Source organism: Streptomyces sp. NPDC041191 (genome assembly GCF_055591945.1).
Genome location: NZ_JBVIZC010000009.1, coordinates 261,039 through 286,013 on the forward strand (window position 1 = coordinate 261,039; position 24,975 = coordinate 286,013).

The following is a 24,975-nucleotide window of genomic DNA, read 5'->3' on the forward strand; positions in this document are numbered from 1 at the left end:
CAGCAGAGTAGGGTATGGGAGTGCAGGGGTAGAGGGGCGCCGCCCCGCCGCCCCGCCCCCCCCCCACGGCCACGTCAGGCGTCGTAGACGTCGGCCTTCTTGGGGCTCGCCTCCTGGACGCCGCCGCTGAGGGCGAGCGAGCGGTTGGTGAAGCGGTCCGTGTCGACGTTGTGCTCGTCGAGGACCTTGATGGTGGCGTTGTGGACCGCGCGCAGGACCGGCGTCGCCATGCGGATGGCGTCGTCGGCCATGAAGCGGTTCCTCCAGAGCGGACCGGCCCAGACGTGACGCAGGCCGAAGGGCTCCGGCAGGACGAGCTTGCCGCCGAGGAACTCCAGGACCGGCGGGAACCAGGTGAGCGGGGCGCGCACGGCCGTCCGCACGACGTCGTCGGTGGTGGTCAGCGGCAGCTTGACCTCGCGGGTCTCCCAGAAGCGGACGGACTTGGAGACCACCTTGGTCTTCGCCGCCGGCTTCTGGGTGAAGAGGCCGTGGACGGGGCCGAGGGCGTGGCCGGTGACCTCGACGCGGAGCGTGTGGTGGAGCGAGGTCACGGTGACCATCATGGTCAGGACGAGGTTGCCGTCCCAGAGGGTGAACTGCACGCCCAGGTAGTGGCGGTTGCCCGCGCCGAACTGCTGTTCGTTGCAGATGCGCTGTATCTCGTGGGGCTTCACCTGGTAGTGGACGATGCTGTCGCCCTCGGGGCGGCTGACCTCGTCGGCCCCCTCGCCGACCGGGACGACGATCCAGTGTTTCACCGTCGGCTTGGGGAAGCCGCTCTTGAGCGATCCGCGCTCCAGGAGGGTGAGCTGCTCGTGGATCTTGCGGACGACGTCCCAGGCGCGGAAGTCGTGCATCTCCTTGCCGTGCTTGGGGACGAGCTCCTCGGCGAGCGTCCAGCTGCCCCAGCGGGTGCCCAGGCCGAGGATGCCCTTGGGGCCGGCGTAGAACACGATGTTGGACTGCTGCTCGGCGGAGAGCTTCTCCAGGTTCTGGCGGAGTTCCTCGGCGGCCTTCTCGCCCGGGTCGCGGGGCGCCGCCTCGGGGATCTTGGCGCCGATGCCGCCGCCGCCGAGCAGGGCGCTCCAGCGTTCACGCAGGTCGACGGCGGTCTTCTCGCAGACGCGGCGGGCGAGGAACCAGCCGATGACCGGGGCCACCAGCATGGCGCGCAGATAGGTCGGCAGCACCCCGGCGAAGGGGAGCTTGAACATCACGAGCAGGGCGAGGAACCCGGCGGCGACGAGCACCGCGGTGCCGAGGAAGCTGGTGCGCCTGTTGTCGGAGCCGGCGGCGAACCGGCGGAGCTGGATGACGGCGAGCCAGAGCAGCAGGCCGGGGAGGAAGAGGAGCCCGCAGACGAGCGTGATCAGGGTCAGCCGCACGTCCCGCTGCTTGCGGATGCGGTTGGCCGCGAGGCAGTGGACCACCACCGGCTGGGGCTCCACGCCGAAGGACTGGACGAGCGCCTTGCGGGCTCCGCCGAGCATCCGCACCTGGACGGCGTGGGAGAACGCCTCGCCGAGGTCGGGGCGGAAGAGCTTGTGCCACTTGCCCGGGGTGACCTTCGACTTGTACAGGTCGTTGTCGGCCTCCAGGATCTTGTCGACGGGGCCGTCCCGGTACGCGGCGGAGGCGAGGGCGTGGGTCGCCGCCGTCTGCGCGTCCGAGCCCTGGAGGGGGATCTGCGCCCCGAGACCGAAACCGTCCATCGCCACTGCCGCCCCCATCGCGCCGAGTCCCTGTGCGGGCTGTTTCCCAACTGCGGTGCCCCGCACACCTTCTGAGCTGGGCACCCCAGCGTAACCGGGTACCGCCCCGTGCGTCACCGGAGTGCGGGGGGACGGCCGAATGCCGCCCGCCCCGCACGGGCGGTCACGGCTGCCGGTCCGTCGGTCACGACTGTCGGGCCGTCAGTCAGGAGCTCTTTTCGGCCCGTTCCCGGACCTTCTCCGCCAGATGCGGCGGCATCGGCTCGTGCCGGGCGTACGTACGGCCGAAGCGCCCGGTGCCGTGGGACACGGACCGCAGGTCGACCGCGTACCGCGTGATCCCGGCCTCCGGGACCTCGGCCCGCACGAGGGTCCGTCCCGGGCCCGCCCGGTCGGTGCCGACGACCCGGCCGCGCCGGCCCGACAGGTCGCTCATGACCGGGCCGACGTACTCGTCGGGGACGAGGACCTCGACCTCGTCCACCGGCTCCAGGAGGCGGACGGGGACGCCGGCGGCCGCCTCGCGCAGGGCGAGGGCTCCGGCCGTCTGGAAGGCGGCGTCGGAGGAGTCGACCGAGTGGGCCTTGCCGTCGCGCAGGGTGACCCGGACGTCCACGAGCGGGTGGCCGGTGGCGATCCCGCGCGCGGCCTGCGCCCGTACGCCCTTCTCGACGGAGGCGACGAACGGGCGCGGCACCGCCCCGCCGACCACCTCGTCGACGAACTCGATGCCGCTGCCCGGCGGCAGCGGCTGCACGTCGATCTCGCAGACGGCGTACTGGCCGTGGCCGCCGGACTGCTTGACGTGCCGGCCCCGGCCGGAGGAGGCGCCGCCGAAGGTCTCGCGCAGCGCCACCTCGTACGGCACGGCGTCGACCCGGACGCCGTGGTGCTCGCGGAGGCGTTCGAGGGCGACCTCCTGGTGGGCCTCGCCCAGGCACCACAGCACCGTCTGCCCGGTGTCCGGGTTCTGTTCGAGCCGCAGTGCCGGGTCCTCGGCGACCAGCCGGGCGAGGCCCTGCGACAGCCGGTCCTCGTCGGCCCTGCCGCGGGCCCGGACGGCGAGCGGCAGCAGGGGCTCCGGCAGGGGCCACGGTTCCATCAGGAGCGGGTCGTCCTCGGCGGAGACGGTGTCACCGGACTCGGCGTGCCCGAGCCGGGCGACGCAGACGAGGTCCCCCGCGACGCAGTGCGTCACGGGACGCTGCCGCCCGCCGAAGGGGGAGGTGAGGGCGCCGGTCCGGTCGTCCGCCTCGTGGAGGTCCCGGTCCCCCCGGCTCCCTTCCCGCCGGCCCGCGGGACCGCGTCCGCAGACGTGGACGGCCTCCTCGGGGCGCAGGGTCCCGGAGAACACCCGGACCAGGGAGATCCGTCCCACGTAGGGGTCGGAGGCGGTCTTGACGACCTCGGCCACCAGGGGACCCCCGGGGTCGCAGACGACCGGGGGCCGGTCGCTCCCGTCGGGGGCGGTGACGGCGCGCGGCCCGTGCTCCAGGGGCGAGGGGAAGCCGCGGGTGATCAGCTCCAGGAGTTCGACGGTGCCCAGGCCCTGCGCACCGCCGTCGGCGGCGGGCGCGGCCGCGAGCACCGGGTGGAAGGCGCCCCGGGCGACCGCCTTCTCCAGGTCGCCGACGAGGGTCTCCGGATCGATCGGCCCGCCGCCGAGGTAGCGGTCCATGAGGCTCTCGTCCTCGCTCCCGGCGATGATCCCCTCGATCAGCCGGGCGCGGGCGCCCGCGACGAGTTCCGCCCGCCTCCCGTCGGGCGGCTCCTCCCGCCGCACTCCGGTGGAGTAGTCGAGGACGCGTTCCGAGAGCAGGCCGGCCAGACCGGTGACGGGCGCGCGCCCGTCGGAGCCCTCGGCGCCGCGCACCGGCAGGTAGAGGGGGAGGACGGCGTCCGGGTCGTCGTGGCCGAAGAGCCCGGCGCAGACCTCGGTCAGCTCCGCGAAGCCGGTCCGGGCGGTGTCGAGATGGGTGACGACGATGGCGCGGGGCGTGCCGACGGCGGCGCACTCCTCCCAGGCGGCACGGGTGGAGGCGGCGACGGCGTCGGCCTCCTGGGCGGCCGAGACGACGAAGAGGGCCGCGTCCGCCGCGCGCAGACCGGCCCTCAGCTCCCCGACGAAGTCGGCGTACCCGGGGGTGTCGAGGAGGTTGATCCTGTACCCGTCCCAGTCGACCGGGACGAGCGAGAGCTGCACGGAGCGGTGGTGCCGCCGGTCGGTCCCGTCGTGGTCGGAGACCGTGCCGCCGTTCTCGGCCCGCCCGGCCCGGCCGGCCGCCCCGGCGGTCCGCGCGAGGGCCTCGACGAGCGTCGTCTTGCCCGATCCGGAGTGGCCGACCAGCACCACGTTCCGCACGGCCGAGGGCCGGTCGGCCGCCGGAACCCCGCCGGCGGCCCCGGCGGCCGTCTTCGCCCTGTCACCCATGACGTGTTCCTCCCGACTGCTCGCGCGGCGCGAACGGGACGCGGGCGCGGGGAGCGGCGCGCCGTACGGCACGGCTCCCGCGGCGGCCCTCCGGGGCCCGGCACCGGCCCTCGTGGCGCGTGCGGCGGCCCTTCGGCCCGGCGCCGGTGCCCGTGGCGGCCCTCCGGGCCCGGCACCGGCTTCCGTGGTGGTCCTTCGAGCTTGGCACCCTCCCCGGGAGGCGTCCATCCGTGGCGGAGGCGCCCGCCCGCCGGGCCCCGGTCCCGAGGCACGCCGACGCGAACGGGCGGGCACCCGCCGATGACCGGGGGCGCTCGTGACTACGATGGGCGGGCCGGTGGTCGTAGGGGCCGCGCGGCCCACCGAACCTCGGGAAGGCCATGCTGAACAAGTACGCGCGTGCCTTTTTCACGCGTGTCCTCACACCGTTCGCCGCGTTTCTGCTCCGCAGGGGCGTCAGCCCCGACGCGGTCACGCTCATCGGCACGGCGGGGGTGATGGCCGGCGCGCTGGTCTTCTTCCCGCGCGGGGAATTCTTCTGGGGCACCATCGTCATCACCCTGTTCGTCTTCTCCGACCTCGTCGACGGCAACATGGCCCGGCAGGCCGGGATCTCCAGCCGCTGGGGGGCCTTCCTCGACTCGACGCTCGACCGGGTCGCGGACGGCGCGATCTTCGGCGGCTTCGCGCTCTGGTACGCGGGCAAGGGCGACGACGACGTGATGTGCGCCGTGTCGATCTTCTGCCTGGCGAGCGGCCAGGTCGTCTCGTACACCAAGGCCCGGGGCGAATCGATCGGCCTGCCCGTCGCGGTCAACGGCCTCGTCGAGCGCGCCGAGCGGCTCGTCGTCTCGCTGGTCGCCGCCGGACTCGCCGGACTGCACGCCTTCGGCGTCCCCGGCGTCCAGGTGCTGCTGCCGATCGCCCTGTGGGCCGTGGCCGTCGGCAGCGCGGTCACCCTGGGCCAGCGCGTCGTGACGGTACGGCGGGAATCGGCCGAGGCGGACGCCGCCGCGGCCGGGGGAAGCGGGGGAACGGCATGAGCGCGCTGAAGGACCGGCTCACCGACGGCCTGTACGGCCTCGGCTGGGCGACCGTGAAGAAACTGCCCGAGCCGGTGGCCGCCGGCCTCGGCCGGGGGATCGCCGACCTCGCGTGGAAACGGCGCGGCCCGCGCGTCCTGCGCCTGGAGGCCAACCTCGCGCGCGTGGTGCCGGACGCCACGCCCGAACGGCTCGCCGAGCTGTCGAAGGCCGGCATGCGCTCGTACATGCGGTACTGGATGGAGTCCTTCCGGCTGCCGACCTGGAGCAGGGAGCAGGTCGGGCGGGCGGTGGACATCAAGGACATCCACCTCCTCGAAGAAGGTCTCGCCTCCGGGCGCGGGGTCGTCCTCGCCCTGCCGCACCTGGCCAACTGGGACCTGGCGGGCGTCTGGGCGACCCGCGCGCTGGGCGTGCCGTTCACCACGGTCGCGGAGCGGCTCGAACCGGAGTCGCTGTACGACCGGTTCGTCGCCTACCGCGAGTCCCTCGGCATGGAGGTCGTGCCGCACACCGGCGGCTCCGCCTTCGGCCGGCTCGCGCGGCGGCTGCGGGCCGGCGGCCTGGTCTGCCTGGTCGCGGACCGGGACCTGTCGGCCTCCGGCACCGAGGTCACGTTCTTCGGGGAGACCGCGCGGATGCCGGCGGGCCCGGCGATACTCGCCCAGCAGACGGGCGCGCTGCTGCTGCCGGCGACGCTCTGGTACGACGGCGCCGCGGTCATGAGGGGGCGGATCCACCCGCCCGTGGAGGTGCCCGGGACGGGCACGCGGGCCGAGAGGACCGCGCTCATGACCCAGGCCCTCGCCGACGCCTTCGCCGAGGGCATCGCGGAGCACCCGGAGGACTGGCACATGCTGCAACGGCTCTGGCTCGCCGACCTGGAGGAGCGGGACGCGCAGGGGCGCGGCGCGGACGGGCGGGCTCCGGAGCGGAACGAGGGCGGGACGGCGTGAGGATCGGGATCGTCTGCCCGTACTCCTGGGACGTGCCGGGCGGCGTCCAGTTCCACATCCGCGACCTCGCCGAGCACCTGATCGGTCTCGGCCACGAGGTCTCCGTCCTCGCCCCCGCCGACGACGAGACCCCGCTGCCGCCCTACGTGGTCTCCGCGGGCCGGGCCGTCCCCGTGCCGTACAACGGCTCGGTGGCCCGGCTGAACTTCGGCTTCCTCTCCGCCGCGCGGGTGCGCCGCTGGCTGCACGACAACGCGTTCGACGTCGTCCACATCCACGAACCGACCTCGCCCTCCCTGGGGCTGCTCACCTGCTGGGCGGCGCAGGGGCCGATCGTGGCCACCTTCCACACCTCGAACCCGCGCTCGCGCGCCATGATCGCCGCGTATCCGATCCTCCAGCCCGCCCTGGAGAAGATCAGCGCCCGCATCGCCGTGAGCGAGTACGCGCGGCGCACGCTGGTGGAGCACCTGGGCGGCGACGCCGTCGTCATCCCCAACGGCGTCGACGTGGACTTCTTCGCCCGCGCCGAGCCGAGGAAGGAGTGGCAGGGCGGCACCCTCGGCTTCATCGGCCGCATCGACGAGCCCCGCAAGGGCCTGCCCGTCCTGATGAGGGCGCTGCCCCGCATCCTCGCCGAACGGCCCGGGACGCGGCTCCTGGTCGCAGGGCGCGGGGACGAGGAGGAGGCGGTGGCCTCGCTGCCTCCCGAGACGCGGTCCCGGGTGGAGTTCCTGGGCATGGTCAGCGACGAGGACAAGGCCCGGCTGCTGCGCAGCGTCGACGTGTACGTGGCGCCCAACACCGGCGGGGAGAGCTTCGGCATCATCCTGGTCGAGGCGCTGTCGGCCGGGGCGCCCGTGCTCGCCGCCGACCTGGACGCCTTCGCGCAGGTCCTCGACCAGGGCGGCGCGGGCGAACTCTTCGCCAACGAGGACGCGGACGCCCTCGCGGAGGCGGCGATCCGCCTCCTGGGCGACGGGGAGCGCCGCGCGGAACTGAGCGCCCGGGGCTCGGCCCACGTCCGCCGCTTCGACTGGTCCACCGTCGGCGCGGACGTCCTCTCGGTCTACGAGACCGTCACGGCCGGCGCGGCGGCGGTGGACACCGACGAACGGGCGGGCGGGCTGCGGGCGCGGCTGGGGCTGTAGCGCCCGCGGACCGCGCCCGGCGGGGCCGGGGACGGGCGGGCCCCGGGGCGTACGGACCCCCGCGACGCCCACGGGCCCGCGGCGGGCCGGACCGGCGGCCGTACGCTCCCGGCGGAACCCGCCTCGCGCCGGGAGCCGCGGGGCACGCTGGGACGATGAACCCGATCACCGTGCACCGGCTCGACCTCGGGCACTTCACCCGCCCCGCCGAGGAGTGGGGCGGGCCCCACGCGCGCGTGGAGCCCGTGTTCGGCTACCTCGTGCGGCACGCGCGCGGGACGGTCCTCCTCGACACCGGCATGGGCACCGGCTCGCCGGAGACCGACGCCCACTACCGGCCGGTCCGCAGGCCGCTCGCCGTCCGCCCCGGGGACGTGGACGCCGTCGTCAACTGCCACCTGCACTTCGACCACATCGGCGGCAACCAGCGCTTCCCCGGCACCCCCGTCCTCGTTCAGCGCGCCGAACTCGCCCTCGCCCGGGCCGGCGGGCACACCATCGACTCGCTCCTTCCCGGCGTCCGGTACGAGGAGCTGGACGGCGAGCACGAGATCGCGCCCGGCGTCCTCGTCGTGCCCACGCCCGGCCACACCGAGGGGCACCAGTCGCTGTTCCTCGACCACGGCGACCGCGTGACCGTCCTCGCGGGCCAGGCGTACGACATCGCGGGCGAGTTCGGCGTCCCGTACCGCCCCTGGCTCGGCCGGCTCGCCGAACTGGCCGCCGGCCGCCCGGCCCGTGTCCTGTTCGCCCACGACCACGCCCTTTGGGACGGCGTGCTGCCACCGCCCCGGTAGCCTGTGCGCCCGTGACCCAAACCCTCATCTGGACCGTCGCCGCGCTGATCCTCGTCGGCGTCTACCTCAGCTGGACCGCCGGGCGGCTCGACCGGCTGCACTCCCGCATCGACGCCGCCCGCGCCGCCCTGGACGCGCAGCTGCTCCGACGGGCCTCGGTCACCCAGGAACTGGCCACCTCGGGGATCCTCGACCCGGCCGCCTCGATCGTGCTGTACGAGGCCGCGCACGCCGCCCGGCAGGCCGAGGAGGACCACCGGGAGGTCGCCGAGAGCGAACTCAGCCAGGCGCTGCGGGCCGTCTTCGGCGAGCCCGAGCAGATGGAACTCGTACGGGAGGCCCCCGGCGGTGAGGAGGCCGTGGGGGAACTGGCGCAGGCCGTCCGCCGGGTGCCGATGGCCCGCCGCTTCCACAACGACGCCGTACGGGCCGCTCGGGCGCTGCGCCGCCACCGTACGGTCCGCTGGCTCCGGCTCGCGGGCCACGCCCCCTTTCCACTGGCCTTCGAAATGGACGACGAGCCGCCGGTGGCCCTTGCCGATCGTCCGGTCTGACCCTCCGTAACCTGCGAAAACGATCCACCGGGTCCCCATTGGCCCTTGTGGTGGACCGCGAGTGGACTGTTTCCTCGACTCTGTCGTCAACCCCCGTTGTCACCAGTGAGGTATCCGTGTCCACCACGCCTTCCACCCCCTCCCCGTCCCCCGAGACCGGCACCGCCCGCGTGAAGCGCGGCATGGCCGAGCAGCTCAAGGGCGGCGTGATCATGGACGTGGTCAACGCCGAGCAGGCGAAGATCGCCGAGGACGCCGGCGCCGTGGCCGTCATGGCCCTGGAGCGGGTCCCCGCCGACATCCGCAAGGACGGCGGCGTGGCCCGCATGTCCGACCCGAACATGATCGAGGAGATCATCGGGGCGGTCTCCATCCCCGTGATGGCCAAGTCCCGCATCGGCCACTTCGTCGAGGCCCAGGTCCTGCAGTCGCTCGGCGTCGACTACATCGACGAGTCCGAGGTCCTCACGCCGGCCGACGAGGTCAACCACTCCGACAAGTGGGCCTTCACCACCCCCTTCGTCTGCGGCGCCACCAACCTGGGCGAGGCCCTGCGCCGCATCGCCGAGGGCGCGGCCATGATCCGCTCCAAGGGCGAGGCCGGCACCGGCAACGTCGTCGAGGCCGTCCGCCACCTGCGCCAGATCAAGAACGAGATCGCCAGGCTGCGCGGCTACGACAACAACGAGCTGTTCGCCGCCGCCAAGGAGCTGCGCGCCCCGTACGAGCTGGTCAAGGAGGTCGCCGAGCTCGGCAAGCTGCCGGTCGTCCTCTTCTCCGCCGGTGGCGTCGCCACCCCCGCCGACGCCGCGCTCATGCGCCAGCTCGGCGCCGAGGGCGTCTTCGTCGGCTCCGGCATCTTCAAGTCGGGCGACCCGGCCAAGCGCGCCGCCGCCATCGTGAAGGCCACCACCTTCTACGACGACCCGAAGGTCGTCGCGGACGCCTCCCGCAACCTGGGCGAGGCCATGGTCGGCATCAACTGCGACACCCTCCCCGCGTCCGAGCGCTACGCCAACCGCGGCTGGTAACCACCCATGAGCACTCCTGTGATCGGTGTCCTGGCGCTCCAGGGCGACGTACGGGAGCACCTGATCGCCCTGGCTGCGGCGGACGCCGTGGCCAGGCCGGTGAGGCGCCCCGAAGAACTCGCCGAGGTGGACGGCCTGGTCCTTCCCGGCGGCGAGTCCACCACCATCTCCAAGCTGGCCGCGCTCTTCGGCCTCGCGGAGCCGCTGCGCGAGCGCATCGCCGGGGGCCTGCCGGTCTACGGCACCTGCGCCGGCCTGATCATGCTCGCCGACAAGATCCTGGACCCGCGTTCGGGCCAGGAGACCTTCGGCGGCATCGACATGATCGTCCGCCGCAACGCCTTCGGGCGGCAGAACGAGTCCTTCGAGGCCGGCGTCACCGTCGCGGGCGTCGAGGGGGGCCCCGTCGAGGGCGTCTTCATCCGGGCCCCCTGGGTGGAGTCGGTCGGCGCGGACGTCGAGGTCCTGGCCGAGCACGGGGGCCACGTCGTCGCCGTACGGCAGGGCCGGGCGCTCGCCACCTCGTTCCACCCCGAGCTCACCGGGGACCACCGCGTCCACGCCCTGTTCGTCGACATGGTGCGCACGGCGGGCTGATCCGATCCCGGTAGGATCTCTGGGGTTCGTTCAGGAATGGGTTACGCGAAGGAGACAGGCAGATGTCCGGCCACTCTAAATGGGCTACGACGAAGCACAAGAAGGCCGTGATCGACGCCAAGCGCGGCAAGCTCTTCGCGAAGCTGATCAAGAACATCGAGGTCGCGGCCCGCACGGGCGGTGCCGACCCCGACGGCAACCCGACGCTCTACGACGCCATCCAGAAGGCGAAGAAGAGCTCGGTGCCCAACAAGAACATCGACTCCGCGGTCAAGCGCGGCGGCGGCCTGGAGGCCGGCGGCGTCGACTACGCCACGATCATGTACGAGGGCTACGGCCCGAACGGCGTCGCGGTGCTCATCGAGTGCCTCACCGACAACCGCAACCGCGCCGCCTCCGACGTGCGCGTCGCCATGACCCGCAACGGCGGCTCCATGGCGGACCCGGGCTCCGTCTCGTACCTGTTCAACCGCAAGGGCGTCGTCGTGCTCCCCAAGGGCGACCTGACCGAGGACGACGTCCTGGACGCGGTGCTCGACGCGGGCGCCGAGGAGGTCAACGACCTCGGCGAGTCCTTCGAGGTCGTCAGCGAGGCCACCGACCTGGTCGCGGTCCGCACCGCCCTCCAGGAGGCCGGCATCGACTACGACTCCGCCGAGTCCAGCTTCGTCCCGACCATGCAGGTCGAGCTGGACGAGGAGGGCGCGCGCAAGATGTTCAAGCTGATCGACGCGCTGGAGGACAGCGACGACGTGCAGAACGTCTTCGCCAACTTCGACGTGTCCGACGAGGTCATGGCGAAGGTCGACGCCTGATCGCGCTCTTTCCGCAGCGGGCCGACGGGGACACGCTCCCGTCGGCCCGCTGCGTTGTCGGTGGCAGCCGATAGCCTGCTCAAACAGGAGATCGAAGAGAGGGGGCGACGTGCGCGTACTCGGAGTGGACCCCGGGCTCACCCGGTGCGGCGTCGGCGTCGTCGAGGGCGTCGCCGGCCGGCCCCTGACCATGCTCGGCGTCGGCGTGGTGCGGACGCCCGCGGACGCCGACATCGGCATGCGCCTGGTCGGCATCGAGCGGGGCCTGGAGGAGTGGATCGACCGCTTCTCACCCGAACTCGTCGCCGTGGAGCGGGTCTTCAGCCAGCACAACGTCCGTACGGTGATGGGCACCGCCCAGGCCAGCGCGGTCGCCATGCTCTGCGCCTCCCGGCGCGGCATCCCGGTCGCCCTGCACACCCCCAGCGAGGTCAAGGCCGCCGTCACCGGCAGCGGCCGCGCCGACAAGGCCCAGGTCGGAACGATGGTGACCCGGCTGCTCCGGCTCTCCGAACCGCCCAGGCCGGCCGACGCCGCCGACGCCCTCGCCCTCGCCATCTGCCACATCTGGCGGGCCCCCGCCCAGAACCGCCTCCAGCAGGCCGTCGCCGCCCAGAACCGTCTCCAGGAAGCGGCCGCACGGCACGCGTCCGCAGGGAAAGGCCGAACCCGATGATCGCCTTCGTCAGCGGCCCCGTCGCCGCCCTCGCCCCCACCACGGCCGTCATCCAGGTCGGCGGCGTGGGCATGGCCGTCCAGTGCGCCCCGGCGACCCTCGCGGGACTGCGGATCGGTGAGGAGGCCCGGCTCGCGACCTCCCTCGTCGTCCGCGAGGACTCCCTCACCCTGTACGGCTTCGCCGACGACGACGAGCGGCAGGTCTTCGAACTCCTCCAGACCGCCAGCGGCGTCGGCCCCCGCCTCGCCCAGGCCATGCTCGGCGTGCACAGCCCCGACGCGCTGCGCCTCGCGGTCTCCACCGGCGACGAGAAGGCCCTCACCGCCGTCCCCGGCATCGGCAAGAAGGGCGCGCAGAAGCTCCTCCTGGAGCTGAAGGACAAGCTCGGCACCCCCCTCGGCGGCGGCGGCCCCGCCGGCGTCCGGCGCGCCGCCTCCGGCCCCGCGCCCTGGACCGAGCAGCTCGCCGCGGCCCTCGTCGGCCTCGGCTACGCGCCCCGCGAGGCCGAGGAGGCCGTCGACGCCGTCGCCCCCCAGGCCGAGGCCGCCCTCGCCGAGACCGGCACCGCCCCCGTGCCGCAGCTGCTCCGTGCCGCCCTGCAGACCCTCAACCGCGCCCGCTGACCCCCGGCACCCCACCGGCCCCGTACGAACGAGAAGGCACCACCGTGAACTGGGACGACGACACCGCCGCCGAGGCACCCGACGCCGAGGCGCGCATCGTCGGCGCCGCCGCAGAGGGTGACGACCAGGCCGTCGAGGCGGCCCTGCGCCCCAAGGACCTCAGCGAGTTCGTCGGCCAGGAGAAGGTCCGCCAGCAGCTCGACCTGGTCCTCAGGGCCGCCCGGCAGCGCGGCGCCACCGCCGACCACGTCCTGCTCTCCGGCGCCCCCGGCCTCGGCAAGACCACCCTCTCGATGATCATCGCGGCCGAGATGAACGCCCCGATCCGCATCACCTCCGGCCCCGCCATCCAGCACGCCGGCGACCTCGCCGCGATCCTCTCCTCCCTCCAGGAGGGCGAGATCCTCTTCCTCGACGAGATCCACCGGATGTCCCGCCCCGCCGAGGAGATGCTCTACATGGCGATGGAGGACTTCCGCGTCGACGTCATCGTCGGCAAGGGCCCCGGCGCCACCGCCATCCCCCTCGAACTGCCGCCCTTCACCCTCGTCGGCGCCACCACCCGGGCCGGTCTCCTGCCGCCCCCGCTGCGCGACCGTTTCGGCTTCACCGCCCACATGGAGTTCTACGACCCGTCCGAACTCCAGCGCGTCGTCCACCGCTCCGCCGGGCTCCTCGACGTCGAGATCGACACGGCCGGGGCCGCCGAGATCGCCGGCCGCTCGCGCGGCACCCCCCGCATCGCCAACCGCCTGCTGCGCCGGGTCCGCGACTACGCCCAGGTCAGGGCGGACGGGGTCATCACCCGGGAGATCTCCGAGGCGGCCCTGAGGGTGTACGAGGTCGACGGCCGCGGCCTCGACCGGCTCGACCGCGCCGTCCTGGAGGCCCTGCTCAAGCTCTTCGGCGGCGGCCCCGTCGGCCTGTCCACCCTCGCGGTCGCGGTGGGGGAGGAGCGCGAGACCGTCGAGGAGGTCGCCGAACCCTTCCTCGTCCGCGAGGGCCTGCTGGCCCGTACCCCCCGGGGCCGGGTCGCCACTCCCGCCGCGTGGGCCCACCTCGGGCTCGTTCCGCCGGGGACGGCGGGCCCGGCGGCGCCCGGAGGCGGACAGCAGGGGCTCTTCGGGGCGTGAGGGGCCCGGGTGACGGGCGGGTGACGGCGCGGAGTGTCGCCCGAGCAGGAACCACGGTGCCATGCTGGGCGTTGTTCCATCGATGCGGACTCGCCTAGACTCCGCCGATGCCGCCCTTTCTGGTCGGCGCGCCCACCCCCGAAGACCAGGCCGCGGGTTCTCCGTGACCGTGCGAAGGATTTCCGTCCCGTGAATAACATCGGCATGCTCCTCCCGTTCATCGTGCTCATCGGGGCGATGTTCCTGATGACCCGCTCTGCGAAGAAGAAGCAGCAGCAGGCGGCGGAGATGCGCAACCAGATGCAGCCCGGCACCGGCGTACGCACGATCGGGGGAATGTACGCCACCGTCAAGGAGATCGGCGACGAGACCGTCCTCCTGGAGGTCGCGCCCGGCGTGCACGCCGTCTACGCCAAGAACGCCATCGGCGCGGTCCTGGAGGACTCCGAGTACAACCGGATCGTCCACGGCGACGAGGGCGACGAGGCGCAGGACTCCGACGCCGTCGTCCCGGACGACGCCTCCTCCCTGACGGGGGCCACCGACATCACCGCCGAGGACGCCCCCAAGGCGGACCTGACGAAGAAGTCGGACGCGGTCGAGGGCCAGAAGGACGGCAAGGCCGACGGCGAGACCGACGCGAAGTAGTCGCGGCCGGGGAACACGCGCACGCCTCCGGGAGTGCGCGGCCCCGGAACGGTTCCACGTCTGCGGGGGAAGGTCCCCACACATACTTCGTGGCCACCGCGCGCACACCCGGCGCGCGGTGGTTGGACAGGGAGATACGACAGGTGGCAGCACCGAAGAAGGGCCGAAGGCCGGCGGGGGGACAGAGCCGGCCGGGCCGCGCCCTGGCACTCATCCTGATCGCCATGGTCGCGCTCACCGGCGGCATGTTCTGGTCGGGGCACACCACCCCGCGCCTGGGCATCGACCTCGCCGGCGGTACGTCGATCACGCTCAAGGCCAAGGCCGACCCCGGCCAGGAGTCGGCGGTCAACGAGACCAACATGAACACGGCGGTCGACATCATCGAGCGCCGTGTCAACGGTCTGGGTGTCTCCGAGGCCGAGGTCCAGACGCAGGGCCGCGAGAACATCATCGTCAACATCCCCCGGGGGACGGACGAGAAGCAGGCCCGTGAGCAGGTCGGCACCACCGCCCAGCTCTACTTCCGGCCCGTCCTCGCGGTGACGAGCGGGGCGCCCCAGCCCGCGCCGACCGCCGGTTCCTCCGGCTCTCCCACGGCCCCTCCGGCGCCGTCCGCCTCCGGCGCGACCGCGGGCGGCAAGACGGCCGCCCCGAAGACCACCGCTCCGAAGACCACCGCCCCTCCCCAGGGCCGCGCGCTCACCGAGGCCCTCAGGGCCCCGACCCCGACCCCCACCGGAAGCGCCCCGGCCTCCGCGACGCCGAAGGCCACCGGCACCCCCGCGGCGACCCCGGCTCCGGACCCCGCCGCCGCGGCCCTCGAGCAGAAGTTCACCGCGCTGAACTGCCTCGACCCCAAGCAGCGCTCCGCCGCCGGCCAGGGCGTCAAGCCGTCCGAGCCCACCGTGGCCTGCGGCGAGGACGGGCCGGGCGCGTGGTCGAAGTACATCCTCGGCCCGGCCGAGGTGGAGGGCCGTGACGTCGACGACGCCAAGGGCGTCTTCGACCAGCAGCGCGGCATGTGGATCGTCACCATGGACTTCACGGACGCCGGTTCGAAGAAGTTCCAGGCGATCACCGGCAAGCTGTCCTCGCAGACCGACCCGCAGAACCGGTTCGCGATCGTCCTGGACGGCGAGGTCGTCTCGGCCCCCTCGGTGCGCCAGACGCTCAGCGCCAGCGCCGAGATCTCCGGCAACTTCAACCAGCAGTCCGCCCAGGACCTCGGCAACATCCTGTCCTACGGCGCCCTGCCGCTCTCCTTCCAGACCCAGAGCGTCGACACCGTCACCGCCGCGCTCGGCGGCGACCAGCTGGAGGCCGGCCTGATCGCCGGTGCCATCGGTCTCGGGCTCGTCGTGATCTACCTGGTCGTCTACTACCGCGGCCTGTCGCTGATCGCCATCCTCAGCCTCGGCGCCTCCGCGCTCCTCACCTACGTGATCATGGCCCTGCTCGGTCCGGCCATCGGCTTCGCGCTGAACCTGCCGGCCGTCTGCGGCGCCATCGTCGCCATCGGCATCACCGCGGACTCGTTCATCGTCTACTTCGAGCGCATCCGCGACGAACTCCGCGAGGGCCGCACGATCCGTCCGGCCGTCGAGCGCGCCTGGCCCCGGGCCCGCCGCACCATCCTGGTCTCCGACTTCGTGTCGTTCCTGGCCGCGGCCGTGCTCTTCGTCGTCACCGTCGGCAAGGTCCAGGGCTTCGCGTTCACGCTCGGTCTGACCACCCTGCTCGACATCGTCGTGGTGTTCCTCTTCACCAAGCCGGTCATGACCCTGCTCGCGCGGACCAAGTTCTTCGGCAACGGTCACCCGTGGTCCGGTCTGGACCCGAAGCGCCTCGGCGCCAAGCCGCCGCTGCGCCGCACCCGCCGCACCACCGCCCCCGCCGGCCCTGTCGACCCGAAGGAGGCGTGAGATGTCGAAGCTCGGCGATCTCGGCGCCCGACTCCACCGAGGTGAGGTCGGCTACGACTTCATCGGCAACCGCAAGCTCTGGTACGGCCTGTCCGTCCTGATCACCATCACCGCCATCGTCGCCCTGGCCGTCCGCGGCCTCAACATGGGCATCGAGTTCCAGGGCGGCGCCGTCTTCACCACCCCGAAGACGGACGTCTCCGTCAGCCAGGCCCAGGAGTACGCGGAAGAGGCGTCGGGCCACGACGCGATCGTCCAGCAGCTCGGCAACGGCTCGCTGCGCATCCAGGTCGGCGGCCTCGACACCGACAAGTCCGACCAGGTCCGCTCGGAGCTGGCCAAGGACCTCAAGGTCGCCGAGAACAAGATCGCGGCGGAGCTGGTCGGTCCCAGCTGGGGCGAACAGATCGCCAACAAGGCGTGGACCGGCCTCGGGGTCTTCATGATCCTCGTGGTGATCTACCTGGCCATCGCCTTCGAGTGGAGAATGGCGGTCGCGGCGCTCGTCGCCCTCATCCACGACCTCACCATCACCGTGGGCATCTACTCCCTGGTCGGCTTCGAGGTCACCGTCGGCACCGTCATCGGCCTGCTGACGATCCTCGGTTACTCGCTGTACGACACCGTCGTCGTCTTCGACTCCCTCAAGGAGTCCACGAAGGACCTCACGAAGAAGCAGGCCCGCTTCACCTACAGCGAGTTGGCCAACCGCTCGATCAACGGCACCCTGGTCCGTTCGATCAACACCACCGTCGTCGCGCTGCTGCCGGTCGCCGGCCTGCTCTTCATCGGCGGCGGCGTCCTCGGCGCCGGCATGCTCAACGACATCTCGCTGTCGCTGTTCGTGGGCCTCGCCGCCGGCGCGTACTCGTCGATCTTCATCGCCACCCCGCTCGTCGCCGACCTCAAGGAACGCGACCCGGCGATCAAGGACCTCAAGCGGCGCGTCCTGGCCAAGCGGGCCGCCGCCAAGGACGAGCGGGCGGACGGGACGGACGCGTTCGGCGAGGGCGCCGAGACCGCCGTCGTCGGCCCCCGGGCCGGCCGCCGGGGCCGTACCGAGGAGCACCGAGGATGACCGCGGGAGCCCCGGACGTCACCGGCCTCCTGCTGAGCCGCATCCGCGACGTGCCGGACTACCCGAAGCCGGGCGTGCTGTTCAAGGACATCACGCCGCTGCTCGCGGACCCGGAGGCGTTCGGCGCGCTCACCGACGCCCTCGCCGGGCTGTGCTCCGCGCACGGCGCGACGAAGGTCGTCGGCCTGGAGGCCCGCGGCTTCATCCTGGCCGCGCCGGCGGCCGTCCGCGCGGGCCTGGGCTTCGTCCCGGTCCGCAAGGCCGGCAAGCTCCCCGGGGCCACGCTGCGCCAGGCGTACGAGCTGGAGTACGGCACCGCCGAGATCGAGGTGCACGCCGAGGACCTGGCGGCGGGCGACCGCGTCATGGTCATCGACGACGTCCTCGCCACCGGCGGCACGGCCGGGGCGTCCGTCGAGCTCATCCGCCGCGCGGGCGCCGAGGTCGCGGGCGTCGCCGTCCTCATGGAGCTGGGCTTCCTTCCGGGCCGCGCCCGCCTGGAGCCCGCCCTGAAGGGCGCTCCGCTCACGGCGCTGATCACCGTCTGACGCCGGGTCTCCACCCGCGCGGGGCGCTCCGGGAATCACCGGGGCGCCCCCGTCGTTTTCCGGAGTGCCCCGGTCCGGTACGCCGGGGGCACCCGGGACGCCCGTCCGCTCCGGGCGCGTGAGCGGGGCGGGACACGGCTCGATACGATGGCCTTCCGGGCCTGACCGGGGGACCCGGAACCTCCCCCAGACCCCGTCCGGGGGGACCCCAGAGGAGCGCTCTTGCCAGACGAGGCCCAGCCACTCTCCGCCGCGCAGCCCGACCCGAAGGCCGAGGAGGCCGCGCCGGGGACCGGGGCGCCACGGAACGAGCCCGCGGAGGCCGGGCCCGCGCCCGCCGCCGCGTCCGAGCCGGCCTCGCCCGCGCGCCCCGCACCGGCCCCGCCCGCCCGCTCCGGCGGCTCCTCCAACCGCGTCCGCGCCCGCCTCGCCCGCCTGGGCGTCCAGCGCTCCTCCCCGTACAACCCGGTCCTGGAACCGCTCCTGCGGATCGTCCGCTCCAACGACCCCAAGATCGAGACGGCCACGCTCCGCCAGATCGAGCGGGCCTACCAGGTCGCCGAGCGCTGGCACCGGGGCCAGAAGCGCAAGAGCGGCGACCCGTACATCACGCACCCGCTCGCCGTCACCACCATCCTCGCGGAGCTGGGCATGGACCCGGCGACCCTGATGGCCGGGCTCCTGCACGACACCGTCGAGGACACCGAGTACGGCCTCGACACCCTGCGCCGGGACTTCGGCGACCAGGTCGCGCTCCTCGTCGACGGCGTCACCAAGCTCGACAAGGTCAAGTTCGGCGAGGCCGCCCAGGCCGAGACCGTCCGCAAGATGGTCGTCGCCATGGCCAAGGACCCGCGCGTCCTGGTCATCAAGCTCGCGGACCGCCTGCACAACATGCGCACCATGCGCTACCTCAAGCGGGAGAAGCAGGAGAAGAAGGCCCGCGAGACGCTGGAGATCTACGCCCCCCTGGCCCACCGCCTGGGCATGAACACCATCAAGTGGGAGCTGGAGGACCTCGCCTTCGCGATCCTCTACCCCAAGATGTACGACGAGATCGTCCGGCTCGTCGCCGAGCGCGCCCCCAAGCGGGACGAGTACCTCGCGGTGGTCACCGACGAGGTCCAGGCCGACCTGCGCGCCGCCCGCATCAAGGCCACCGTCACCGGCCGTCCCAAGCACTACTACAGCGTCTACCAGAAGATGATCGTCCGCGGCCGTGACTTCGCGGAGATCTACGACCTGGTCGGCATCCGCGTCCTCGTGGACACCGTCCGCGACTGCTACGCGGCCCTCGGCACCGTCCACGCGCGATGGAACCCGGTCCCCGGCCGGTTCAAGGACTACATCGCGATGCCGAAGTTCAACATGTACCAGTCGCTGCACACGACGGTCATCGGACCCAACGGCAAGCCCGTCGAGCTCCAGATCCGCACCTTCGACATGCACCGGCGCGCCGAGTACGGCATCGCCGCGCACTGGAAGTACAAGCAGGAGGCCGTCGCCGGTGCCTCCAAGGTTCGCGCCGAGGCGCCGAGGAGGACCGGCAAGGACGACCACCTCAACGACATGGCGTGGCTGCGCCAGCTCCTCGACTGGCAGAAGGAGACCGAGGACCCCGGCGAGTTCCTGGAGTCCCTGCGCTTCGACCTCTCCCGCAACGAGGTCTTCGTCTTCACCCCCAAGGGCGACGTCATCGCGCTGCCCGCCGGGGCCACCCCCGTCGACTTCTCGTACGCGGTCCACACCGAGGTCGGCCACCGCACGATAGGAGCGCGGGTCAACGGGCGGCTCGTCCCGCTCGAATCGACCCTCGACAACGGCGACCTGGTCGAGGTCTTCACCTCCAAGGCCGCCGGCGCCGGGCCCTCCCGCGACTGGCTCGGCTTCGTCAAGTCCCCGCGCGCCCGCAACAAGATCCGGGCCTGGTTCTCCAAGGAACGCCGGGACGAGGCCATCGAGCAGGGCAAGGACGCCATCGCGCGGGCCATGCGCAAGCAGAACCTGCCGATCCAGCGCATCCTGACCGGCGACTCCCTCGTCACCCTCGCCCACGAGATGCGCTACAGCGACATCTCCTCGCTGTACGCGGCGATCGGCGAGGGCCACGTCACCGCCCAGTCCATCGTGCAGAAGCTGGTCCAGGCGCTCGGCGGCGAGGAGGCGGCCACCGAGGACATCGACGAGGCCACCCCGCCGACCCGCGGGCGTTCCAAGCGCCGCTCCAACACCGACCCCGGCGTCGTCGTCAAGGGCGTCGAGGACGTCTGGGTGAAGCTGGCCCGCTGCTGCACCCCCGTGCCCGGCGATCCGATCATCGGGTTCGTCACCCGGGGCAGTGGAGTATCGGTTCACCGCAGCGACTGCGTCAACGTGGACTCGCTCTCCCGGGAGCCGGAGAGGATCCTGGAGGTCGAGTGGGCCCCCACCCAGTCCTCCGTCTTCCTCGTCGCCATCCAGGTCGAGGCGCTGGACCGCTCCCGGTTGCTCTCCGACGTCACCCGGGTCCTCTCGGACCAGCACGTCAACATCCTCTCGGCGGCCGTGCAGACCTCCCGCGACCGGGTGGCCACCTCCCGCTTCACCTTCGAGATGGGCGACCCGAAGCACCTGGGCCACGTCCTGAAGGCCGTGCGGGGCGTGGAGGGCGTCTACGACGTGTACCGCGTGACCTCGGCCCGCAGGCCGTAGCGAAGGAACGGGAAGGGGGCGGTTCCGGTGCGCACCGGAACCGCCCCCTTCGTGACGGCCGTGTCAGCCGCCGAACTCCTCCAGGCCCTTCAGGGCCTGGTCGAGCAGGGCCTGGCGGCCCTCCAGCTCGCGCGAGAGCTTGTCGGCCTTGGCGTCGTTTCCGGCGGCACGGGCCGCGTCGATCTGCTTGCGCAGCTTCTCGACCGCGTCCTGGAGCTGGCCGGTCAGACCCGCGGCACGCGCGCGCGCCTCCGGGTTCGTCCGGCGCCACTCGGCCTCCTCGGCCTCCTGGATCGCCCGCTCCACCGCCTGCATCCGGCCCTCCACCTTGGGCCGGGCGTCACGCGGGACGTGACCGATCGCCTCCCAGCGCTCGTTGAGGGAGCGGAAGGCCGCACGGGCCGCCTTCAGGTCCGTCACCGGGACGAGCCTCTCGGCCTCGGCCGCCAGCTCCTCCTTCAGCTTCAGGTTCTCGGTCTGCTCCGCGTCCCGCTCGGCGAAGACCTCGCCGCGCGCCGCGAAGAAGACGTCCTGGGCGCCGCGGAAGCGGTTCCACAGCTCGTCCTCGTGCTCGCGCTGGGCGCGGCCCGCCGCCTTCCAGTCCGCCATCAGCTCGCGGTAGCGGGCCGCCGTGGCCCCCCAGTCGGTGGAGTTCGACAGGGACTCGGCCTCCGCGACCAGGCGCTCCTTCGCCTTGCGGGCGTCCTCGCGCTGGGCGTCCAGGGACGCGAAATGGGCCTTGCGGCGCTTCGAGAACGCCGAGCGGGCGTGCGAGAAGCGGTGCCACAGCTCGTCGTCGGACTTGCGGTCGAGCCGCGGGAGGGCCTTCCACGTGTCCACGAGCGCCCGCAGCCGCTCGCCCGCGGAGCGCCACTGCTCGCTCCCGGCCAGTTCCTCGGCCTCGGCGACGAGCTTCTCCTTGGCGGCCCGCGCCTCGTCGGTCTGCCGGGCCTTCTGGGCCTTGCGCTCCTCGCGGCGCGATTCGACCGTCTCCACGAGCTTGTCCAGGCGGGCGCCGAGCGCGGCCAGGTCGCCGACGGCGTGGTGCTCGTCGATCTGGTGCCGGATGTGCTCGATCGCCGCGGTGGCGTCCTTCGCCGAGAGGTCGGTGGTCCTCACCCGCTTCTCGAGGAGGCCGATCTCGACCACCAGGCCCTCGTACTTGCGCTCGAAGTAGGCCAGGGCCTCCTCGGGGGTGCCGGCCTGCCACGATCCGACGACCTTCTCGCCCTCGGCCGTCCGCACGTACACGGTGCCCGTCTCGTCGACGCGGCCCCACGGGTCGCTGCTCACAGCGCCTCCTCACCATGATGCCGTCGCGGGGTCGTACCCCCCGGCATCGTCCACAGTTTCCCGGCGGGCCTCGCCCGCCTTCCGCAGCGCGGCCGACGGCCCACGCTGCACACCGCCAATCTAGGCGAACCGCGGCCCGGCTGTCCGCACTCGGCGGGACCGAGATTCGACGGCCGGCGCGCGGGAGCGGACGCGCGGGCCCGCGCGTCCGCTCCGGCTCACTTCTTCGTGACGGTCGCCTTCTCGATGGTGACGGCCTTCTTCGGGGCGCCGTCCGTGGCGCCGCCCGCGACACCGGCCGCGGCGACGTCCTGGACCGCCTTGAGGCCGGCCGCGTCGATCTTCCCGAAGGGGGTGTACGTCGGCGGCAGCTTGGTGTCCTTGTACACGAGGAAGAACTGGGAGCCGCCGCTGCCCGGCTGCCCGGTGTTCGCCATGGCCACGCTGCCGGCCGGGAAGGTCACCGTGCCGTCCGCGCCCGCCTTGCCGAGGCCGTCCAGGTTCTCGTCCGGGATGGTGTAGCCGGGGCCGCCGGTGCCGGTGCCCTGGGGGTCGCCGCACTGGAGCACGTAGATGCCCTGCGTGGTGAGCCGGTGGCACTTCGTCCCGTCGAAGTACTTCTTGTCCGCGAGGTGCTTGAAGGAGTTCACCGTGCGCGGGGTCTTCGCCGCGTCCATGGTGATCGTGACGGCGCCCTCGCTGGTCCTGAGCACCATGTCGTACGAGGCGTTCCGGTCCACGGTGAGCTCCGGCTCGGGGTTCGCGGACCGCGAGGGCGCCGGCGTGGAGGAGGGGGCCCCGGGGATGGGCGTGCCGCCCGCCGCGCCGTCCGAGCCCTTCGTGCCGTCGCCGGTCAGTTTCACCGAGGCGTACACGGCGCCGCCCGCCGCCAGCACCACCGCGAGGGCGGAGGCGACGACGGTGTTGCGGCGCCTGGCCTTGCGGCGCTTCTCCTCCCGCCGCTGCTGCTGCCGCACGTACTTCTCCCTGGCAAGCTGCCGCCGCCGCTGATCGCTGCTGACCACCGGGTCCGCTCCTTGTCGCTCGTCTGTTCCCGGCCTGGCCGGATGTGCCCGTACCGTATACGGGTTGGCTGTGGAAGCGGCACCGCCGGTAGGCTCTGATCCGCCGCATTCCGTGTTTGCCGTGTTTCTTGCGTTTCCCGTGTTTCTTGCGTTTCCCGTGAATCCCGCGCCCCTGTGCCGGACGACCCTAAGGACGAACGTGCTGATTGCCGGGTTCCCCGCCGGGGCCTGGGGGACCAACTGCTATCTGGTCGCCCCCGCCGCGGGCGAGGAGTGCGTGATCGTCGACCCCGGCCACCAGGCCGCGCAGGGGGTCGAGGAGACGCTCAGGAAGCACCGGCTCAAGCCCGTCGCCGTCGTCCTCACCCACGGGCACATCGACCACGTCGCCTCCGTCGTCCCGGTGTGCGGCGCCCATGACGTCCCCGCGTGGATCCACCCCTCGGACCGCTACATGATGAGCGATCCGGAGAAGGCCCTCGGCCGCTCCATCGGCATGCCCCTCATGGGCGAGCTGACCGTGGGGGAGCCCGACGACGTGCGCGAACTCGCGGACGGCTCCGAGCTGAGGCTCGCCGGTCTGGAGTTCTCGGTCGCCCACGCGCCCGGCCATACCAAGGGGTCGGTGACCTTCAGGATGCCCGAGACCGCGGAGGTCCCCTCCGTGTTCTTCTCCGGGGACCTGCTGTTCGCCGGCTCCGTCGGACGCACCGACCTGCCCGGCGGTGACATGGACGAGATGCTCGGATCGCTGGCCCGCGTGTGCCTGCCGCTCGACAACTCGACCGTGGTGCTGTCGGGGCACGGTCCCCAGACGACCATCGGCCAGGAACGCGCCACCAACCCCTACCTCCGGCAGGTGGCCGCCGGCCTCGGGAGCCCCGACGCTCCCCGACGAGGAATGTGACGACCCACGTGAGCACCTTCAAGGCCCCCAAGGGCACCTACGACCTCATCCCGCCGGTCTCGGCGACCTACCTCGCCGTCCGCGAGGCCATCGCGGCCCCCCTGCGCCGCTCCGGCTACGGCTACGTCGAGACCCCCGGCTTCGAGGACGTGAACCTCTTCGCCCGCGGCGTCGGCGAGTCCACCGACATCGTGACCAAGGAGATGTACGCCTTCGAGACCAAGGGCGGCGACCGCCTCGCCCTGCGTCCCGAGGGCACCGCCTCCGTGCTGCGCGCCGCCCTGGAAGCCAACCTCCACAAGCAGGGGAACCTGCCGGTCAAGCTCTGGTACTCCGGTTCGTACTACCGCTACGAGCGCCCGCAGAAGGGCCGCTACCGGCACTTCTCGCAGGTCGGCGCCGAGGCGATCGGCGCCGAGGACCCGGCGCTCGACGCCGAGCTGATCATCCTGGCCGACGAGGCGTACCGCTCCCTGGGCCTGCGGAACTTCCGCATCCTGCTGAACTCGCTCGGCGACAAGGAGTGCCGTCCCGCCTACCGCGAGGCCCTCCAGACCTTCCTGCGCGGCCTCGACCTGGACGAGGACACCCTGCGCCGCGCCGAGATCAACCCGCTGCGCGTCCTCGACGACAAGCGCGAGTCCGTGCGGAAGCAGCTCACCGACGCCCCGCTCCTGCGTGACCACCTGTGCGACGCGTGCACGGCGTACCACGCGGAGGTGCGCGCCCTGATCACCGCGGCGGGCGTCGTCTTCGAGGACGACCCGAAGCTGGTGCGCGGCCTCGACTACTACACCCGCACCACCTTCGAGTTCGTCCACGACGGCCTCGGCTCGCAGTCGGCGGTCGGCGGCGGCGGCCGCTACGACGGTCTCTCCGAGATGATCGGCGGCCCCGCGCTGCCGTCCGTCGGCTGGGCGCTCGGCGTGGACCGCACGGTCCTCGCCCTGGAGGCCGAGGGCGTCGAACTCGACCTGCCCTCCGCCACCAGCGTCTTCGCCGTCGCCCTCGGCGAGGAGGCCCGCCGGGTCCTCTTCGGCAAGGTCACCGAGCTGCGCAGGGCCGGTGTCGCCGCGGACTTCTCCTTCGGCGGCAAGGGCCTCAAGGGCTCCATGAAGGACGCCAACCGCTCGGGCGCCCGCCTCGCCGTCGTCGCCGGCGAGCGCGACCTCGCCGAGGGCGTCGTCCAGCTCAAGGACATGGAGTCCGGCGAGCAGCGGGCGGTCGCCCTGGACGGCCTCCTGGACGCGGTGCGGGCCGAGCTGGCCTGACGCCCGGTCGCACGCACGGAAGCGGGCCCGGTTCGCGCGAGCGGCCGGGCCCTTCCTTATGTCC

At 72.7% G+C, this 24,975-nt stretch carries 22 protein-coding genes; 18 read left to right on the top strand and 4 right to left on the bottom strand.

Annotated elements, in window-relative coordinates; genetic code table 11:
* Positions 1-74: 74 nt before the first annotated feature.
* Together ACZ6AQ_RS19805 and ACZ6AQ_RS19810 are read right to left on the bottom strand one after the other, a co-directional pair.
* Positions 75-1,733, bottom strand: coding sequence for a hypothetical protein (locus tag ACZ6AQ_RS19805; protein ID WP_468760914.1), 1,659 nt, complete (start codon positions 1,731-1,733; stop codon positions 75-77).
* A 187-nt stretch (positions 1,734-1,920) separates the two neighbouring features.
* Entirely contained in the window at positions 1,921-4,146 is a 2,226-nt protein-coding gene (locus ACZ6AQ_RS19810) for an elongation factor G-like protein EF-G2 (protein ID WP_468760915.1), read from the bottom strand.
* A gap of 380 nt (positions 4,147-4,526) precedes the next feature.
* Between ACZ6AQ_RS19810 and pgsA the strand changes: the two genes are divergently transcribed.
* The 16 genes from pgsA (at position 4,527) to ACZ6AQ_RS19890 (ending at position 20,415) form a co-directional block, all read left to right on the top strand.
* Positions 4,527-5,189: a phosphatidylinositol phosphate synthase gene (gene pgsA / locus ACZ6AQ_RS19815; RefSeq protein ID WP_468760916.1), complete on the top strand. Its 663-nt coding sequence runs from the start codon at positions 4,527-4,529 to the stop codon at positions 5,187-5,189.
* Positions 5,186-6,145, top strand: a complete 960-nt coding sequence (locus ACZ6AQ_RS19820) for a phosphatidylinositol mannoside acyltransferase (RefSeq protein ID WP_468760917.1) — start codon at positions 5,186-5,188, stop codon at positions 6,143-6,145. The genes pgsA and ACZ6AQ_RS19820 overlap by 4 nt, the downstream gene beginning before the upstream one ends.
* Positions 6,142-7,296, top strand: a complete 1,155-nt coding sequence (locus ACZ6AQ_RS19825; RefSeq protein ID WP_388698431.1) for a glycosyltransferase family 4 protein — start codon at positions 6,142-6,144, stop codon at positions 7,294-7,296. Before ACZ6AQ_RS19820 ends, ACZ6AQ_RS19825 begins: the two co-directional genes overlap by 4 nt.
* Positions 7,297-7,451: 155 nt before the next feature.
* The gene (locus ACZ6AQ_RS19830) at positions 7,452-8,093 is read left to right on the top strand and encodes an N-acyl homoserine lactonase family protein (RefSeq protein ID WP_468760918.1); all 642 of its coding nucleotides are present in this window, start codon (positions 7,452-7,454) and stop codon (positions 8,091-8,093) included.
* 11 nt (positions 8,094-8,104) lie between these two features.
* Entirely contained in the window at positions 8,105-8,647 is a 543-nt protein-coding gene (locus ACZ6AQ_RS19835; protein ID WP_388698425.1) for a hypothetical protein, read from the top strand.
* 116 nt (positions 8,648-8,763) lie between these two features.
* Positions 8,764-9,678 carry a pyridoxal 5'-phosphate synthase lyase subunit PdxS gene (pdxS, locus tag ACZ6AQ_RS19840; protein ID WP_388698423.1) on the top strand — a complete coding sequence of 305 codons (915 nt, stop codon included), beginning with the start codon at positions 8,764-8,766 and terminating at the stop codon, positions 9,676-9,678.
* Between the two features lie 6 nt (positions 9,679-9,684).
* Positions 9,685-10,275 carry a pyridoxal 5'-phosphate synthase glutaminase subunit PdxT gene (gene pdxT, locus ACZ6AQ_RS19845; RefSeq protein WP_388698420.1) on the top strand — a complete coding sequence of 197 codons (591 nt, stop codon included), beginning with the start codon at positions 9,685-9,687 and terminating at the stop codon, positions 10,273-10,275.
* Between the two features lie 62 nt (positions 10,276-10,337).
* The gene (locus ACZ6AQ_RS19850) at positions 10,338-11,090 is read left to right on the top strand and encodes a YebC/PmpR family DNA-binding transcriptional regulator (RefSeq protein ID WP_388698419.1); all 753 of its coding nucleotides are present in this window, start codon (positions 10,338-10,340) and stop codon (positions 11,088-11,090) included.
* A gap of 109 nt (positions 11,091-11,199) precedes the next feature.
* Positions 11,200-11,766, top strand: coding sequence for a crossover junction endodeoxyribonuclease RuvC (gene ruvC, locus ACZ6AQ_RS19855; RefSeq protein WP_388698416.1), 567 nt, complete (start codon positions 11,200-11,202; stop codon positions 11,764-11,766).
* Positions 11,763-12,392: a Holliday junction branch migration protein RuvA gene (ruvA, locus tag ACZ6AQ_RS19860; RefSeq protein ID WP_468760919.1), complete on the top strand. Its 630-nt coding sequence runs from the start codon at positions 11,763-11,765 to the stop codon at positions 12,390-12,392. Before ruvC ends, ruvA begins: the two co-directional genes overlap by 4 nt.
* 44 nt (positions 12,393-12,436) lie before the next feature.
* Positions 12,437-13,525: a Holliday junction branch migration DNA helicase RuvB gene (gene ruvB, locus ACZ6AQ_RS19865; protein WP_468760920.1), complete on the top strand. Its 1,089-nt coding sequence runs from the start codon at positions 12,437-12,439 to the stop codon at positions 13,523-13,525.
* Between the two features lie 204 nt (positions 13,526-13,729).
* Positions 13,730-14,173 (top strand): preprotein translocase subunit YajC, encoded by a 444-nt coding sequence (gene yajC / locus ACZ6AQ_RS19870; protein ID WP_468761013.1) that lies wholly within the window; start codon positions 13,730-13,732, stop codon positions 14,171-14,173.
* Positions 14,174-14,316: 143 nt separating this feature from the next.
* Positions 14,317-16,098, top strand: coding sequence for a protein translocase subunit SecD (secD, locus tag ACZ6AQ_RS19875; protein WP_468760921.1), 1,782 nt, complete (start codon positions 14,317-14,319; stop codon positions 16,096-16,098).
* Between the two features lies 1 nt (position 16,099).
* Positions 16,100-17,176, top strand: coding sequence for a protein translocase subunit SecF (gene secF / locus ACZ6AQ_RS19880; RefSeq protein ID WP_468760922.1), 1,077 nt, complete (start codon positions 16,100-16,102; stop codon positions 17,174-17,176).
* Complete coding sequence (locus tag ACZ6AQ_RS19885) at positions 17,173-17,724, top strand: adenine phosphoribosyltransferase (RefSeq protein WP_468760923.1); 552 nt, start codon at positions 17,173-17,175, stop codon at positions 17,722-17,724. Before secF ends, ACZ6AQ_RS19885 begins: the two co-directional genes overlap by 4 nt.
* A gap of 222 nt (positions 17,725-17,946) precedes the next feature.
* Positions 17,947-20,415 (top strand): RelA/SpoT family protein, encoded by a 2,469-nt coding sequence (locus ACZ6AQ_RS19890; protein ID WP_468760924.1) that lies wholly within the window; start codon positions 17,947-17,949, stop codon positions 20,413-20,415.
* Positions 20,416-20,478: 63 nt separating this feature from the next.
* Here ACZ6AQ_RS19890 and ACZ6AQ_RS19895 read toward each other — a convergent pair whose 3' ends face one another.
* Together ACZ6AQ_RS19895 and ACZ6AQ_RS19900 are read right to left on the bottom strand one after the other, a co-directional pair.
* On the bottom strand, positions 20,479-21,708 hold the full coding sequence (locus ACZ6AQ_RS19895) for a DUF349 domain-containing protein (RefSeq protein WP_388698398.1): 1,230 nt from the start codon (positions 21,706-21,708) through the stop codon (positions 20,479-20,481).
* 218 nt (positions 21,709-21,926) lie between these two features.
* A complete protein-coding gene (locus ACZ6AQ_RS19900; RefSeq protein ID WP_468760925.1) occupies positions 21,927-22,733 on the bottom strand; it encodes a peptidylprolyl isomerase in 807 nt (268 codons plus the stop codon).
* A gap of 199 nt (positions 22,734-22,932) precedes the next feature.
* Here ACZ6AQ_RS19900 and ACZ6AQ_RS19905 point away from each other — a divergent pair, with 199 nt between their 5' ends.
* Together ACZ6AQ_RS19905 and hisS are read left to right on the top strand one after the other, a co-directional pair.
* A complete protein-coding gene (locus ACZ6AQ_RS19905) occupies positions 22,933-23,640 on the top strand; it encodes an MBL fold metallo-hydrolase (RefSeq protein WP_468760926.1) in 708 nt (235 codons plus the stop codon).
* Positions 23,641-23,648: 8 nt separating this feature from the next.
* A complete protein-coding gene (gene hisS, locus ACZ6AQ_RS19910) occupies positions 23,649-24,911 on the top strand; it encodes a histidine--tRNA ligase (protein WP_468760927.1) in 1,263 nt (420 codons plus the stop codon).
* Positions 24,912-24,975: the final 64 nt, after the last annotated feature.

Coding starts and splice junctions, on each gene's coding strand:
- ACZ6AQ_RS19805 (WP_468760914.1), bottom strand. CDS start 1,733: ATGGGGGCGGCAGTGGCGATGGACGGTTTCGGTCTCGGGGCGCAGATC.
- ACZ6AQ_RS19810 (WP_468760915.1), bottom strand. CDS start 4,146: ATGGGTGACAGGGCGAAGACGGCCGCCGGGGCCGCCGGCGGGGTTCCG.
- pgsA (WP_468760916.1), top strand. CDS start 4,527: ATGCTGAACAAGTACGCGCGTGCCTTTTTCACGCGTGTCCTCACACCG.
- ACZ6AQ_RS19820 (WP_468760917.1), top strand. CDS start 5,186: ATGAGCGCGCTGAAGGACCGGCTCACCGACGGCCTGTACGGCCTCGGC.
- ACZ6AQ_RS19830 (WP_468760918.1), top strand. CDS start 7,452: ATGAACCCGATCACCGTGCACCGGCTCGACCTCGGGCACTTCACCCGC.
- pdxT (WP_388698420.1), top strand. CDS start 9,685: ATGAGCACTCCTGTGATCGGTGTCCTGGCGCTCCAGGGCGACGTACGG.
- ACZ6AQ_RS19850 (WP_388698419.1), top strand. CDS start 10,338: ATGTCCGGCCACTCTAAATGGGCTACGACGAAGCACAAGAAGGCCGTG.
- ruvA (WP_468760919.1), top strand. CDS start 11,763: ATGATCGCCTTCGTCAGCGGCCCCGTCGCCGCCCTCGCCCCCACCACG.
- yajC (WP_468761013.1), top strand. CDS start 13,730: ATGCTCCTCCCGTTCATCGTGCTCATCGGGGCGATGTTCCTGATGACC.
- secF (WP_468760922.1), top strand. CDS start 16,100: ATGTCGAAGCTCGGCGATCTCGGCGCCCGACTCCACCGAGGTGAGGTC.
- ACZ6AQ_RS19885 (WP_468760923.1), top strand. CDS start 17,173: ATGACCGCGGGAGCCCCGGACGTCACCGGCCTCCTGCTGAGCCGCATC.